The sequence below is a fragment of the Pseudomonas sp. 29 genome (assembly GCF_002754355.1).
GTDB classification, from domain to species: domain Bacteria; phylum Pseudomonadota; class Gammaproteobacteria; order Pseudomonadales; family Pseudomonadaceae; genus Aquipseudomonas; species Aquipseudomonas neuropathica.
In genome coordinates, this window is record NZ_PEEY01000001.1 from 3,484,811 (window position 1) to 3,499,660 (window position 14,850).

15 protein-coding genes are annotated in these 14,850 nt (G+C 59.2%); 7 read left to right on the forward strand and 8 right to left on the reverse strand.

The window, feature by feature from the left end:
- Positions 1–41: 41 nt before the first annotated feature.
- On the reverse strand, positions 42–1,796 hold the full coding sequence (locus CLU80_RS16145) for a cyclic-di-GMP receptor FimW-related protein (protein ID WP_099757829.1): 1,755 nt from the start codon (positions 1,794–1,796) through the stop codon (positions 42–44).
- A gap of 220 nt (positions 1,797–2,016) precedes the next feature.
- On the opposite strand from CLU80_RS16145, the gene CLU80_RS16150 reads away from it, so the two are divergent.
- Positions 2,017–2,418: a lectin OAA family protein gene (locus tag CLU80_RS16150; protein WP_093430162.1), complete on the forward strand. Its 402-nt coding sequence runs from the start codon at positions 2,017–2,019 to the stop codon at positions 2,416–2,418.
- A gap of 69 nt (positions 2,419–2,487) precedes the next feature.
- Here the strand turns inward: CLU80_RS16150 and asd are convergent, their stop codons facing one another.
- The 3 genes from asd to CLU80_RS16165 are packed head-to-tail and all read right to left on the reverse strand — an operon-like array spanning position 2,488 to position 5,763.
- On the reverse strand, positions 2,488–3,348 hold the full coding sequence (gene asd, locus CLU80_RS16155) for an archaetidylserine decarboxylase (protein ID WP_093430163.1): 861 nt from the start codon (positions 3,346–3,348) through the stop codon (positions 2,488–2,490).
- 18 nt (positions 3,349–3,366) lie between these two features.
- Positions 3,367–4,182: a thiosulfate sulfurtransferase gene (gene rhdA, locus CLU80_RS16160; protein WP_099757830.1), complete on the reverse strand. Its 816-nt coding sequence runs from the start codon at positions 4,180–4,182 to the stop codon at positions 3,367–3,369.
- 42 nt (positions 4,183–4,224) lie between these two features.
- Positions 4,225–5,763: an HDOD domain-containing protein gene (locus tag CLU80_RS16165; protein WP_099757831.1), complete on the reverse strand. Its 1,539-nt coding sequence runs from the start codon at positions 5,761–5,763 to the stop codon at positions 4,225–4,227.
- A gap of 166 nt (positions 5,764–5,929) precedes the next feature.
- Between CLU80_RS16165 and motA the strand changes: the two genes are divergently transcribed.
- The 3 genes from motA (at position 5,930) to CLU80_RS16180 (ending at position 9,116) form a co-directional block, all read left to right on the forward strand.
- On the forward strand, positions 5,930–6,781 hold the full coding sequence (motA, locus tag CLU80_RS16170) for a flagellar motor stator protein MotA (protein WP_007952169.1): 852 nt from the start codon (positions 5,930–5,932) through the stop codon (positions 6,779–6,781).
- 3 nt (positions 6,782–6,784) lie between these two features.
- Entirely contained in the window at positions 6,785–7,861 is a 1,077-nt protein-coding gene (gene motB, locus CLU80_RS16175; RefSeq protein WP_099757832.1) for a flagellar motor protein MotB, read from the forward strand.
- Between the two features lie 91 nt (positions 7,862–7,952).
- Positions 7,953–9,116 (forward strand): sterol desaturase family protein, encoded by a 1,164-nt coding sequence (locus CLU80_RS16180; RefSeq protein ID WP_099757833.1) that lies wholly within the window; start codon positions 7,953–7,955, stop codon positions 9,114–9,116.
- Positions 9,117–9,159: 43 nt separating this feature from the next.
- On the opposite strand, the gene CLU80_RS16185 is transcribed toward CLU80_RS16180, so the two are convergent.
- From CLU80_RS16185 to rsgA, 4 genes are all read right to left on the reverse strand, one after another.
- Complete coding sequence (locus CLU80_RS16185; protein ID WP_099757834.1) at positions 9,160–9,645, reverse strand: toll/interleukin-1 receptor domain-containing protein; 486 nt, start codon at positions 9,643–9,645, stop codon at positions 9,160–9,162.
- A complete protein-coding gene (locus tag CLU80_RS16190) occupies positions 9,645–10,604 on the reverse strand; it encodes a caspase family protein (protein ID WP_099757835.1) in 960 nt (319 codons plus the stop codon). Before CLU80_RS16190 ends, CLU80_RS16185 begins: the two co-directional genes overlap by 1 nt.
- 2 nt (positions 10,605–10,606) lie before the next feature.
- Complete coding sequence (locus CLU80_RS16195; RefSeq protein WP_093430170.1) at positions 10,607–11,014, reverse strand: TIR domain-containing protein; 408 nt, start codon at positions 11,012–11,014, stop codon at positions 10,607–10,609.
- A 212-nt stretch (positions 11,015–11,226) separates the two neighbouring features.
- Positions 11,227–12,258, reverse strand: a complete 1,032-nt coding sequence (gene rsgA / locus CLU80_RS16200; protein WP_016985702.1) for a small ribosomal subunit biogenesis GTPase RsgA — start codon at positions 12,256–12,258, stop codon at positions 11,227–11,229.
- Between the two features lie 107 nt (positions 12,259–12,365).
- On the opposite strand from rsgA, the gene orn reads away from it, so the two are divergent.
- From orn to CLU80_RS16215, 3 genes are all read left to right on the forward strand, one after another.
- The gene (gene orn / locus CLU80_RS16205) at positions 12,366–12,908 is read left to right on the forward strand and encodes an oligoribonuclease (RefSeq protein WP_003221098.1); all 543 of its coding nucleotides are present in this window, start codon (positions 12,366–12,368) and stop codon (positions 12,906–12,908) included.
- Between the two features lie 91 nt (positions 12,909–12,999).
- The gene (locus CLU80_RS16210) at positions 13,000–13,611 is read left to right on the forward strand and encodes a trimeric intracellular cation channel family protein (protein WP_093430171.1); all 612 of its coding nucleotides are present in this window, start codon (positions 13,000–13,002) and stop codon (positions 13,609–13,611) included.
- Between the two features lie 173 nt (positions 13,612–13,784).
- Entirely contained in the window at positions 13,785–14,816 is a 1,032-nt protein-coding gene (locus tag CLU80_RS16215) for a hypothetical protein (RefSeq protein ID WP_099757836.1), read from the forward strand.
- Positions 14,817–14,850: the final 34 nt, after the last annotated feature.

The window sequence follows — 14,850 nt, forward strand, 5'->3', positions numbered from 1 at the left end:
CATTTTCCTGTAGGAGCTGCCGAAGGCTGCGATCTTTTGCTTTAAAGCGATTTCCACAACGAATCAAAATCCTCCTCGCTCCCGCCATTGCGCGCGGCCTCCAGCGAGCGATAGGCGAACTGATTGAAACTGTGCGTACTCGCCACCCGTCGATCCAGCCCGGCGCGGTGTTCTTCGCCTTGGGTGTTGATCAGCACTTTACTGCCTTCCTGAAACGGCAAGCGCGGTGCCAGCAAGGTTGCCGGCAAATCTATCGCACTGATCTCCGGTAACAATAGTCCGCGCAGATACTGACTGTGATCGTCCCGTGAGCGCACCAGTTGCAGGCCGCAAGGCTGGGCATGTGGCGCCACCAGCTCAATGCCCATTTGCGTGCCGCCGCCGCGCACCTGGCGGATCCAGCGAATGACCGCAATGCTCCAGCCCAGACTGACACTGTCCTGAATGCCGAGCATTTCCCCGGCCTGCAGCTCGGCGGGCACTTCATTTGGCCACGCCAGGCAATATCCACCGGGGCTGTGATTGATCACCGGCAGGGCATGGGTCGGGTAATGGGGCGTACTGTCCGTGCCGCTTTCATCCTCGAGCAAATGGTCGTACTGGATTTCCTCGTAAGGCAAAAACTCATCAGTTTTGCTTTGCGGTGCGGCGTCGAAAGCCTGGCTCCAACTGTCCTTTTCACCTTTGGCGACGGCACTGCTGAAATTCGCCGAGCGCGTTCCGGGGTGTTTGAGCAGCTCGCTGAAACTGCGCTCGCCACCCAGATAAAAGTGCAGCGCGCTCATGCCTACGCACACGGTCAGATGGCCTTGGCCGACGGTGCGCTGAAAGCTGCGCTCGGCGGCTTGTCCCCAGGTGGCATGCAGGTGTTGCAGGGTGTCGAAGCTGAGCCCGGGCGGAACGGGCAGCGGCGTCGATGCGGGCTGGTGCTGCAAATGCGCTTCGATGGCGTTCACCAGTGGCTGCGGATCGAAGCCGAGCAATCCGGCCTGTTCTTCGCTGCGAAACATGTTGCGGTAGCGCGGGCCGGTATCGATCGCCGGGCTGATCGCAAACAGTCCTTCGCTCGAGCGACCGGGATGCAATTTGAGCAGGGCGCTCCACGGTTCGAGTACTTCAGCCAATCGGGCGATCTGGTTCTGCCGCAATTGATTGCAGCGGGCACTGCCCAGGAGCAGGGCGGCGATGTAAGTCTGTTCAAGCGTGAGTTCGGTGGTGAGGCTGGCGAGATCGTCGTGGATCCGGCGCTGTTGCAGTTGCAGTTCGCAGGCGATGCGATACAGCTGATGCAGTTCGAACCACACCTGCTCCGGTGCCGCGCTGTACAGTTGCGTCGCACGCAGCAGTTGACCCTTGAGAGCATGGGCCGCCCGTTGCAGGGCCGTGCTGACCAATATCGCGCGATCCTTGCTGTACTTCGGCGCAATCCGCAACACGATCTGTTTGTAGCCGACCGCCAGATGGCTTTGCAGCGCCTGGCACAGATTACTGATCTTGCGCGAACGCTCGTCGAGCATGATCGCCTGATGCAGAAAGTGCCGTTCCAGATGCTGGCAGACGAAATACACTTCGGGTCGCAGCAGCTCCAGCAGGTTGAGGCGATTGTCACTGGGGGTGAGCAATTGATTGAGTTCGCCCAGGCCTTGATACAGCAGGCGGGCGGTTTCACCGATGTTGGCCTTGGGCAGGCCGGCGATCCAGCGCTTGAGGTCGCGCGGCGTTGCTTCGCAAAACGACAGACGCGTTTGCGTCGGGGTCGGGGCGCTCAGGGAGGGTTGGGGACGAGACTCACTCATGCCTTGACGGGCTCCGGCGGCGGAAGGGGCAATGCCCAAAACTCTAGCAGCTGTGGTCTGTTTCGCTGGGTAGCGTCAGACTTTTTGACCGCTGGTCTGCTGGCCGGATGCCATTCCCCAAGCCCTACTAGTCTCTCAGGCGTGCGATCGGAAACGCACGGTTGCACGGCCTGCCGTCAACCTCGGGCAGGTCTCCCGAAACTTCAAGGAGATGAGGTTCATGTCTAAATATGCAGTGGCAAATCAATGGGGTGGCAGTTCGGCGCCGTGGCATCCGGGTGGAACCTGGGTACTCGGCGGGCGGGACAACCAGAATGTCGTCGCTATCGAGATCAAGTCGCGCGATGACGGTAAAACGTTCACCGGCACCATGACCTATGCCGGGGAAGGTCCCATTGGCTTCAAAGCGCAACGCACCGGTCAGAACCAGTACAACGTCGAGAATCAGTGGGGTGGCAATGATGCCCCGTGGCATCCGGGCGGCAAGTGGGTGATTGGCGGCCGGGACAATCAGAACGTTATCGCGTTGAGCGTCACGTCCAGTGATGGAGGGAAAAACCTCAGTGGCACCAATACCTATGCCAACGAAGGCCCGATCGGCTTTCGTGGGCAAATAGAGTAACGGCACCACCGAGTCGTATCCGCCTTTTCGCAGACGTGTGAAAAGGCGGATCAGTGGCTCACATCATGTTCAGGCTTTTGGCAGCGCCAGGCCTTGCCCCATCTGCACTGGCGAACCCGCCACCAGCTCTTGCGCCCATGTCACCTGATCCGGCCCGAACAGCACGATCGCGGTCGAACCCAGTTTGAAGCGACCCAGTTCGGCGCCTTTTTCCAGATGAATCGGCGCGCGGGCGGCTTCGTCGTAGCGGAAGGTTTTCAGCTCGCGCTTCGGCGGCGTGACCAGACCGGCCCATACGGTTTCGATCGAAGCGACGATCATCGCACCCACCAGCACCACGGCCATCGGCCCGCGCTCGGTGTCGAAAATGCACGCCACGCGCTCGTTGCGGGCGAACAGTTCCGGAACGTTTTCTGCGGTGGTCTGGTTGACCGAGAAGATCCGGCCCGGGATGTAGACCATTTCGCGCAGGGTGCCGGCCAGCGGCATGTGCACGCGGTGGTAGTCCTTAGGCGACAGGTAAATGGTGGCGAAGTCGCCGCCCATGAACGGTGCAGCGTTAGCCGCATCACCGCCGAGCAGTTCCAGCACGCTGAAGCTGTGGCCCTTGGCCTGGAACACGCGACCGTGTTCGATCGGGCCAAGCTGGCTGACCGCACCGTCGGCCGGGCTGAGGATCGCGCCCGGGGTTTCGTCCAGTGGACGCGCGCCGTCTTTCAGGGCGCGGGTGAAGAAGGCGTTGAAGTGCTCGTAGGCAGTGAGGTCTTCGACCAGCGCTTGCGACATGTCCACCTGGTAGCGCTTGGCGAACCATTGGGTGAAGGCATTCTTGAACCAGCGCACGCGGCATTCGGCAATGCAGCCGGCCAGACGCGATAGCAGGTGATGAGGCAGCAGGTACTGGCTGAGGATAAACAGACGCTCTTTCATTAGTTGTCCTTAAAAACCTTAAATCTCGACTGGCGTGTCAGGGTGGTTGCCCCATTCGCCCCAGGAACCGGCGTAGCCCTTGACCCGCGGATAACCGAGGGATTTGGCCACCAGATAAGTGAAGCCCGACCGGTGATGGGTCTGGCAGTGGGTAATGATTTCTTTGTCCTTGGTGATCCCGAGGTCTTCGAGGATCTGCGGCATGTCTGTGCGAATGCGCAACTGACGGGCCTTGTCCATGCCGGCTGTCCATTCGAAATTGACCGCGCCGGGGATGTGCCCAGCCTTGGCGGCCAGCACTTTCTCACCGGAATACTCCAGCGGCCCGCGCGCATCCCAGATCGCCAGATCGGCAGCACCGAGGCGGCTTTGCAGGTATTCACGGGTCGCGGTCGGTTCTTCATGCAGGGTCAATGGCACAGGGCGGCCCACTGCAGGCGGAACCTGGATCGACATCGGCATGCCGGCCGCCAGCCACGCCGGCAGACCGCCGTCGACGTAGTGATATTTGTCGTGACCGATCACGTCGAGCAGCCAGATGAAACGCCCGGCCCAACCGCCGCCTTCGTCGTCATAGACCACGTAGACCGCATCTTTGCGATGGCCCAGCTCACCGAATAACGCTTCGAGATCGGCTTTCGCCGGCAGCAGTCCCGGCGCCGGCGGCTGGCCGAGCTGGGTGCGCTTGGGATCGACAAAGCGTGCGCCGGGAAAGTGACCTTCGGCATAACGGGCAGGGCTGGTCAGGTCCACCAGAATCAGTTCAGGGGAGTCGAGACGCGGGAGCAGGTCGCTCGCCTCGATGACGAGCGGCAAGCCAGAGAAGTCAGACATGTGAGGTCTCCAGAGCACAAAGGGGAGGATTGTAGCGCAGCCTCATCGGCCGCGGCTGCTAAAGCTGTGCAGGGCTTTTTCGATGCACTGTGCGGTTTTGCCAAAGGCTTGCACGGTGATATCGGCGAACGGCCCGCCGCCCTGATCGGCGACGACAATCATGATCACCCGGCCGTTATTGACCAGGGAACGCAGGAACAGATGCTCGCCACGAAACAGGGTGCGCAGGCTCGCTGGCAGCAGAGCGGAGAACTGAGCGTTGTTCTCGGGATTGATCCGCACCTGCGCCTGTTGCGCGAGCAGCCGTTGCAAGACCTTGCTCTGGCTGACGACGAAATTCAGCGCCGCCGCTTCTTTCGGTAGCCCGGCGGTTTGATTCACGCGCAGATTGGACTGTGTGCGATCGGCCATCAGGATCATCACCCGGCGCATGCCGCTGGCGACCAGCGCATCGCGAGCGGCGACGGTCAGGCTCATGGCATTGGCGAAGCGGCTTGGCTCGGCCAATAGCTCGGCGCATTGCTGGCGCCATTGCGTCAGATCTTCCGAGGTTGGCGCTGCGGCGGGCAGCATGCCGGCTGGCAAACGACGGGTACCCCACGGCCACAGCAACGAAACCGCCGGATGCCACAGGTCGGGCATCGCATGATGGCGCGCGCTGTTGGCGGCTTGCTGGTGCAACTGTTGTTGCACTTCATCCATGGAAATCTGCAGATAAAGGCTGGTCAGGTACTGCCAGCGTTCGCTGTGCGGACTGTCCCACGCCTGTTGCGCAGACAGTGCCAGGCCGTTGGCCAGCAGCACGGTGTTGGCCGGCTGGTTGAGCCAGCGGCGCAGGGTCGGGTCGTCATCGAGGCGGTTTTGCTGGCGCAACGGATGTTCGCTGTCGCGGGCGATGCGCAGCACTTTGACCAGTTCGCGCTGTTCACTCAGCAGCAGCTTATAACCCTGCTGCACCCAGATCGGCAGGTGCCAGGCCTGCACCAACGCTTCAGCGATTTTCAGCAGGCGTACGCCGAACAATTGCTTTTCGACCACGCGCGCCGATTCGCCCTTGTGGATAACCCGCAGTTCCCATTCTTCGAGCAATTGCGGATAAGTCAGCGCCAATGGCCACAGCGGCGACAAAAACAACAGGCTGCCCCAATGAATGTCCTGCCACAGCCGCGCCAGGCGACTGGCGAAAAAACCGTTGGCCTGTTGCGTCGCGTGCTGGCTGATCATCTGTAACTGGCGCAGAGCCTTGGGGATTTGCATCTGCGGTTCAGCCGGCAGGCGCGCGAGCAATTCTTCAGTCCGCGCCAGGCCGAGACGGTTGATCGCCACCTCGAGATTTTCCGCCGGTGCGGCCATGGTGCCGTGGGTGTGACGATTCGCCTCACGGATGATGCTCAAGGCCAGTGCCGGGCTGTCCTGCATCAGGTCGGCGATGTCGCGCAGCGAGCTGCGATTGTCGCGGATCGCCCGACAGACTTTGTCGTGAGCCTCTTGCGGCACGGGCAGCCGGACGCTGTCGAGCAGCTTGACCCAGCCGTCGAGCGTGGTCGGTTTTGCGTATGGGACGTTCGTTTCATTAGCCATGTCTGGACGGGATCTTCACTGACTGTAGACGCGCCCGGCATGGGCTAAATTGGCTTTTCGCCTGAACTGGCTATAGTCTGGCGCAGTTTTGCCGATAAGTAGAAGAAGAGATTTTTTAACTTCCGAATATGACCTTGAACCCGACTTAAATAAGTACTTTCTACCTATGGCTAAAATTATCGGCATCATCGTCGTATTCGCGAGCGTGCTCGGCGGATACGTGCTCTCCCACGGCAAGATTGCCGCCCTAATCCAGCCCTTCGAGGTGATGATCATCGGTGGTGCGGCACTGGGTGCATTCCTCCAGGCCAACCCCGGTTACATGACGATGCACGTGCTCAAGAAATCCTTGAGCATGTTCAGTTCGCGCTTCAGCCACACGTTCTATCTGGAAGTGCTCGGGCTGATCTACGAGATCCTCAACAAGAGCCGCCGCGAAGGCATGATGGCCATCGAAGGCGACATCGAAGATGCCGCCGCGAGCCCGATCTTCGCCAAGTACCCGGCAGTCCTCAAAGACGAACGCATGACCGCGTTCATCTGCGATTACCTGCGCATCATGTCGTCCGGCAACATGGCGCCGCACGAGCTGGAAGGCTTGTTCGACATGGAACTGTACAGCCTGAAAGAAGACCTTGAGCATCCATCTCATGCGGTGAACGGCATCGCCGATGCCATGCCCGGTTTCGGTATCGTCGCGGCGGTACTCGGTATCGTGGTGACCATGGCCTCGCTGGGTGAAGGCGATCAGAAGTCCATCGGTCTGCACGTTGGTGCGGCACTGGTCGGTACCTTCTTCGGTATTCTCGCGGCGTACGGTTTCTTCGGCCCATTGGCGCATTCCCTGGCCCACGATGCCAAGGAAGAGCTGAACGTCTACGAAGCCATTAAGGCCTCGCTGGTGGCTTCGGCTTCCGGCATGCCGCCTTCGCTGGCGGTCGAGTTCGGTCGCAAGGTTTTGTACCCGGCGCACCGTCCAAGCTTCGCCGAGCTGGAACAAGCGGTTCGCGGTCGCTAAGTCATGGAAAATAATCAGCCGATTATCATCAAGCGCGTCAAGCGCATAGCCGGCGGGCATCACGGCGGGGCGTGGAAAATCGCCTTCGCCGACTTCGCCACGGCGATGATGGCGTTCTTCCTGGTGTTGTGGCTGCTGTCCACCGCCACGCCCGAGCAGAAGATCGCCATCGCCGGTTACTTCAAAGACCCGGTCGGCTTTTCCGAAAGCGGCACGCCGTACATCATCGACCTGGGCGGCACGCCGACCCTGGCGCCGGAAAACACCCTTAACCCGGAAGTGAAATCGCAGCCGCAGCCTGACAAGGTTACGGTCGATACTGAACAGGTTGAAGGCATGGCCGAGCAAGTCGAGAAGGAGCGTCTGGAACTGCTGCTGCAAGAACTGCAGAACAAGGTCGACGAGAACCCGCAGTTGCAGAAGTTCAAGGATCAGATCCTCTTCGAGATCACTCCGAATGGCTTGCGCATCCAGATCATGGACGCCGAGAACCGGCCGATGTTCGACTCCGGTTCTGCACGCCTGAAACCGTACTTCGAAGACATCCTGCTGGCCATGGCCGACACCATCAAAGCGGTGCCGAACAAGATCAGCATCAGCGGTCACACGGACGCCAAGCCTTACACCGGCACCGGTGATTTCGGTAACTGGGAATTGTCGGCCAACCGTGCCAACGCTGCCCGTCGTGCACTGGTCGCCGGTAGCTATCCGGATGCGCAAGTGGCGCGGGTCGTCGGTTATGCCTCGTCGGCGCTGTTCGACAAGGAAAACCCGTTCAACCCGGTCAACCGTCGCATCGACATTGTGGTGTTGACCAAAAAAGCCCAGGCGGCCATCGAAGGTGCGCAAGGTGCCGACGCGGCTAAACCGGCGGATCAGAGTCAGAACGGCAACGCGCCGGCGACACCGGTTGATCCGAACGCGCTGCCGGCGGATCAGCAACCGGTGCCGGCGCACGAGCTTCGCGAGCGGTTGAACCTGTTCGACGACGCTGCGCCGAAACCGGCTGAGCCGGGGAGTGCGGCGCCCGCGCCTGCTGCCCCGCCAGCCACTGCACCGGCCCCCGCGCCGAAGCAGTGATCCACAAAAAGCCACGGTCTCCGTGGCTTTTTTGTATCTGCCTGCGTCGCAATGACCAGTCGCAGTTTTCGCAATCACGGAAGATCAGTAAATGGAAAGACTCAAAGCCTATTTTCAGCGGCACGGCAACGCACCCTTCAAATTTGGCGAGGGGCGGGTCAGTGGCTATATATCAGCCACCCTCGGGCTGTTGAGCCTGTTGGCGGTACTCTGCTTTCTCTTCCCGGAATGGCTGACCACGGCCGAACTGCGCAAGGTCTATGACGAGCAATTTGCGCGCACTACGCTGTTGCTTGGTCTGGTGCTGTCGTTCAGCCTCGGCACCCTGAATATCCTGCTCAACACGCGCAAACGTCTGGGGATTACCGGATTGGTGGCGTCGGGGCTGGCAGTGTTTCTGGGCGGTACCAATGTCCAGGTCAGCGCGATCGGGCAGACGCCGTACTCGCTCGGCCTGGACTGGTTTGTGCTGGCGCTGCTGGTGTCGGCCATTGTGTTCATTCCTCTGGAAAAGCTCTACTCCAAGGACCCCGAGCAAAACATCCTGCGCCCGCACTGGCGCACCGACCTGACCTACTTTTTCGTCAGCCACATGCTGGTGCAGTTCATCCTGATCTTCATCACCGCCTCGTCGAGTTACATCGCCGGCTGGGCGGTGTCGCCGGGCTTGCAAGCGAGCGTGCAAAGCCTGCCGCTCGTTGTGCAGTTTCTGCTGGCGATACTGGTCGCCGATCTCGGTCAGTACTGGCTGCACCGGCTCTACCATGTAGTGCCATGGCTGTGGCGCATTCACGCGGTGCATCACTCCAGTACGCACATGGACTGGCTCGCCGGCTCCCGCGTGCACTTCATTGAAATCCTGCTGACCCGCACTGGCGTGCTGGTGCCATTGATGCTGCTGGGCTTCGCGCCGCAAGCGTTGAATGCCTATGTAATCCTGGTCGGTGTTCAAGCGGTACTGGCCCACGCCAACGTGCGAATCAACGGCGGCTGGCTGAACTACCTGATCGTGCTGCCGCGCTATCACCATTGGCACCACGCCCGGCACAAGGACTACATCTACAAAAACTACGCGATCCACACGCCGCTGGTGGATATGCTCTTCGGTACGTTCAAGCTGCCGCCAAAGGAATGGCCGGTGCGTTATGGCGTGTTTGGCAAGGAGCTGCCAGGCGGGATTGTGCGTCAGCACCTGTATGCGTTTCGCAAGCCTGAGCCAAAGGTAGTTGTGCCAAAACCGCCGGCCAGCGTGTGAGGCAAAAAAAAGCCGCGAGATGATCGCGGCTTTTTTACGTCTGTCAGAACCCGCGCCGAATCCGGTTCTTCAGTTGTTCGTGGAAAATCTCGGCGTTGCGCTTATAGGCGCCGCTAAAGGATTCATTGCTCGAATCCAGCGTCATCGAGCGTTTGTTCGACACTTCCTCGCGATACGCGTCGATAAAGAAATTCAGATCACTGTCCGTGCTCAGCTTCGGCCACTTATCCAGATACAACGGCAGTTCCGTCGGCCCGGTCTTGAACGAGCAGATCCGCCGGTTGCTGATGGTCGCTTCGCCAATTTCGAACGGCACCCACCACGATAACGCAGTCTTTTCCGAGACCACTGCCAGCAGGTGCGTGCATTCGGTGATGTTGCGGGTGATGACCCCAGTGATGTCGTCGGTGGTCTGCGACTCGGGGTCGAGCACGTCGAGGTAGGTTTTGATGTTGGCCTGGATCAGGCGGCTATTGATGGCGATGGCGTGGGCGCGATCCATGTGGCGGTAGCTGATGAATACGGGCATCAGAAGTGTCCTTTTATGGCGAGTTCGCGGTAGTAGGCGCCGAGGGCGGTGAGGCGGCAGCCGGTGGAGTTGATGGCGGCGTAGTACATGTGTTCGGCGTCCACGGGCTCGATCAGGCTGTGGCGATTGCACATTTGCAGTTGCTTGAAGATGTCGCCGTGCTCGGGGTTGAACAGCGCTTCGGTGGGCTCGTAGCTGGGGTCGAGTCTGAAAACGAAGCTCGGTTCCGGGAACCAGTCCTTGAGTTTGCGCAGGGTTTCTTCGGCGATCAGCGGCGCGACCTCGCGTAGCGGCACAAACTGCGAGACATTGGTCTTGAATACCGGACGCTGTTCCCAGGCTCCCAGCGCATTGTCGACAAACGAATAGACGCTACCGGGGGTGACCTTGCCGAGTACGTTGGCAGCGCCACCATGCAGCGCTTGCAGCAACAGATCCGTAAATACCCCGTGACCGCGGCTTTCCAGGGCGTACTGTTCTTTTTTGCAGGCGGTGAGAATGGTCACGCCTTCGCCGATCACACTGCTGCCGCCGCGCAGGTTGCGCAGGGCGCCTGCTGCACCGGCCTGGCAGCAATCGAGAATGATGATTTTATTCTTGATGTGCGGGGCTTTGTCCGCCCATTCCAGAATGTCGCTGATGCGGATACCGTCTCCGCCAGGCTGATAGTCCTGGGGAATCAGTAGTCCTTCGTCGATGCTGGTGTCGAACTGCCCATGACCGGCGAAGTACAGCAGTGCCACGTCACAGTCGCCTGAGAACAGGCTCTGGATCTGCTGTTTCATGAGTTTGAGCGTTAGTTGTTCTTCGGCCGACGTCAGCACTTTGCTGCTGAAGTTCGGGCGCCCGTTGGCGTGACGCTCCAATACCGAAGCCATGGCCATTGCGTCGTTGTTACAACCGCTCAACGGTGAGACGTAGTCGTAGTGGTTGATGCCGATAAACAGTCCCTTGCGCATGATCACACCGCCGTATGCAGGCGAATCGCGCTGACGATGCTATTGGTGTTCCACGCGCATTCGGCGTGTGCCGCGTCACGTACCACGGCGGAAATGCGCTCGGCGCCGAATGGCTTGATCGCGATGATCACCTTGCCCATGCGTTTGGCGATCTCGATTTCCTTGTTGATCCACTTGCTGTAGGTCGAATACATCCCGGCCATGATTAGTACCGCCGAGCAGGGGCGAATCTTGTTTTCGATGGCTTCTTCGAGCTGCTTGTCGGTCTGCGCGCCCATGATCGGGTTATGTGGCGGCACGGAAAAATTCTTGAAACTGAAATCCGGCCTGGCGCCGAGCAGGCGCACCAGATTGTCGTGAGCGTGGGCGTAGTTCCATGAATGGCTGATGAACAGGTGATAGGTCTGCATGGGGTTCCTCGAAGGTCGCGAAGGTGCGAAGGAGGACCCCAATCTAGGCATCTGGAGCTTGCCTACAAGGGTTGGGCGGTGAAAGAGAAATGTCCTGCAGGCAGGCGTGTGCGGGCCTGTAAGAAAAGTCTGGCGTTTAACGGAATCGAGGGTTTGTCAGGCGCAGTCCGACATCCGGCAGCCCTCGGGCGAGGTACTGCCGGTGCAGATGTTTAGTAGCCGTTTTCCGGCAGGCTGGCGATGATCGAGCGGTAGCTGTTCATCCGCTGCTGCTGCACGCGGCCATCTTCCAGCGCCTTGAGCAGTGCACAACCGGGTTCGCGGTCGTGTTTGCAGTCGCGAAAGCGGCAGGTGCCGAGCAGGTCATTGAATTCGATGAAACCGGCTTCAACATCGGCGCGGCTGACGTGACCCAAGCCGAATTCGCGGATACCCGGGGAGTCGATCAACTCACCGCCGCCAGGGAAGTGGAACAGGCGCGCAGTAGTCGTCGTGTGCGTACCCTGACCGGACAACTCGGACAACGGCCCGACACGGGTTTCCACTTCAGGCAGCAAGCTGTTGACCAGCGATGACTTGCCGACACCGGACTGGCCGACGAACACGCTGATGCGGCCGTCGAGCTGCTGTTGCAATTGTTCCATGCCGTTGCCGTGGTGCGCCGATACTTCCAGCACCGGATAACCGAGTGTGCGGTACACCGCCAGCAGCGCATTGAGCGCCGGGGCGTTCTGCTCGTCGATCAAGTCGAATTTGTTCAACAGCAGCAGCGGCCGGATGCCAGCGTGTTCGGCGGCAACCAGATAGCGGTCGATCAGGTTGGCATGCGGCTCGGGCAGCGGCGCGAAGACGATGACGATCATGTCGACGTTGGCGGCTACCGGTTTGAGCTGGCCACGGCTGTCCGGGCGGCACAGTTCGGTGGTGCGCGGCAGTTGCGCAACAATCACCCCGATGCCCTGATTGCCGGCACGCCAGACGACTGTGTCGCCGGTTACCAGCGCAGGCAGGTTGGCGCGCAAGTGGCAGCGGAACACCTGGCCGGCCTGATCACCGTCAACGGCCTCGACCTCGACCTGTACACCGAAGTGGGCAATCACCAGGCCGGTCTGTTCCGGGCCCAGGTCGCCGCCCTCAAGGGCTTCGACAGCCGAGGACTCGCGTTTGGCGGCGCGTGCAGCGCGCTCGCCCTGAATCTTTTCGATGCGCCAGTTTTGACGACGATTGAGTTGGCGTTTGGCCATGGGTGTTCCGTCTGAAGAATGCAGCGATTAGGTAAAACGGCCGCGAGTTTAGCACGCCCGGCCACCGGCCTAGGCTAAACTGCGCAGCATTGCCTAGGAGCCGACATATGCAAAACCCGCAGAACCTGATCTGGATCGACCTGGAAATGACCGGTCTGGATCCGGAAAACGACGTCATCATCGAGATGGCCACCATCGTCACCGACAGTGATCTGAACACCTTGGCCGAAGGCCCGGTGATCGCTATCCACCACAGTGACGAAGTGCTCGCGCGTATGGACGAGTGGAACACCCGCACCCACGGCAACTCCGGCCTGACCCAGCGCGTGCGTGACAGCCGAATCAGCATGGCCGAAGCCGAAGCTGAAACCATCGCCTTCCTGGAAAAATGGGTACCGAAGGGCAAGTCGCCGATCTGTGGCAACAGCATCTGTCAGGATCGCCGCTTCCTTTATACCCACATGAAAGCGCTGGAAAGCTATTTCCACTATCGCAATCTCGACGTCTCCACGCTCAAGGAACTGGCCGCGCGCTGGGCACCGGACGTGCGTGACAGCTTCAAGAAGGGCAGCACGCACCTCGCGCTGGACGATATCCGTGAGTCGATCGCCGAGTTGCAGCACTACCGCAAGCATTTCATCAAGTTCTGATGCCTGGCGATGGGGGCGGCATTGCGATTGCCCCCTTTTGGTGCCGCACTGAAATGGCTAGACTGCGCGCCTTCCTGCCTGGATCGCCACCATGTTGCTGATGCTCTATCTGATCGCCATCACCGCTGAAGCCATGACTGGCGCCCTGTCTGCCGGGCGGCGCGGCATGGACTGGTTTGGCGTGGTACTGATCGCCTGCGTAACAGCCTTGGGCGGTGGCTCGGTGCGCGATGTGCTGCTCGGGCATTATCCGCTGACCTGGGTAAAACACCCGGAATACCTGGTGCTGACTTCGGTAGCGGCAATGTTCACCGTGTTCACCGCGCGCTGGATGCGCCACTTGCGTTCGCTGTTCCTGGTGCTCGACGCCGTCGGTCTGGTGGCGTTCACCCTGATTGGCTGCATGACCGCGCTGGAAATGGGCCACGGCATGCTGGTGGCGTCGGTCAGCGGCGTGATCACGGGGGTGTTCGGTGGCATCTTGCGCGATATTTTCTGCAACGACATTCCGCTGATCTTTCGCCGCGAACTGTATGCGAGCGTCTCCTTCGCTGCAGCGTGGTGCTACATGCTGTGTCTTTATCTGAATGTGCCCGGTGAACAAGCCATTCTGATTACGCTGTTCGGCGGATTCTTGTTACGTCTGCTGGCCATCCGTTTTCATTGGGAAATGCCCAAGTTTGTTTATAACGACGAGCCTTGATGGTTGTCGCGGGAATAGTTGTTTGCCAGATAAAAGTCTGTAAGCCACTAGAGGTTTGCAAGCGTATGTTTCTTACATTTTTCGCTTTGCTGTTTATTTGAAAGGTCTGTAATTTTTTTGTTGGCATATTTTCGATGTCGACATTTAAATATTACTCTTCGAAGGAACACATCATGAGTGAAAGCATGGATGCTACACACGATCAGCAAACCACTGCGCCCATACTCGCAGGCCTTGCCATTATGAAGGTCAAGTTTGATGCGAGCGACAATACTCGCACCAAGTCGCTGTTTGGAAATGGCCGGATGCAGGTGAAAGTACAAGTTTTGGTTTCCGGGATAGACGCCAACGGCAATGCCATGCACGTGCCTGCAGATGTAATGGAAAGCATCGAACTGATTCATTACAGCACTGGCAAAACGTTGCGCGACGGCTGGGCCGCAAGCACCGATCAAGGGCGGTTTACGATTGAGGCGCGACCTTCAACCTCCGCCGGAGACGCTCCCGACAACGATTCGGAAAATGACAGCGTCCATCCGCAGGTCCGCACGTTTTGGGTATCCTCATCGAGCGCCGGGACGACCCAGATTGGTGCGCGCCTGTCGCTGAACGGTGAGAGGATTCTCAGTAATGGAACGACACTCTCCAGTGTTCATGACAGTAGTGTAACCATCGAAGCACAACCGCCATCGGCGTATTCCATTGAAGAATTTCGCTGGTATCAAACCCGGCGCGGCGATGAATTGCCCGGCAATCGAATCTGGAGCCATCGTCTTGGGCTCTATCCGCGAGGGCAGCAGATCAAGCTGGTCGATTGGGTTGTAGACGGAGTAGGAGAAGGCGTTGACCATAAGTTTGCGGGGGGTAACAGACTTAATGAAATAAAAACCAATTATATGGAGGTCATTCTTGTTCGCCCTGAAAAACAAAGTGTGACTGTGATCTTGCCGGCTAACGGAGATCCTTTTGTATACACCTTTTTTCCTGACGCCCATACATGGGGTCGAGAACATTATGATGTGAAGATTCAGAGCGATGGCGAGCTAACTGTCGTGCAAGCCCTGTCCGAATACTCGGAAGCCGGTAAAGGTTCCAAGTACGGAAACAAGCTTCACTTTCTTGCCATTGATGAACACGGTACGGAGCATAGGCTGGCGATTCGCGTAAACTTTTACGAGCGAAATTTATATCTGGAACGAGGCTAAGACTCACCTTCGCTGATGCAATGCCAGTGGATGT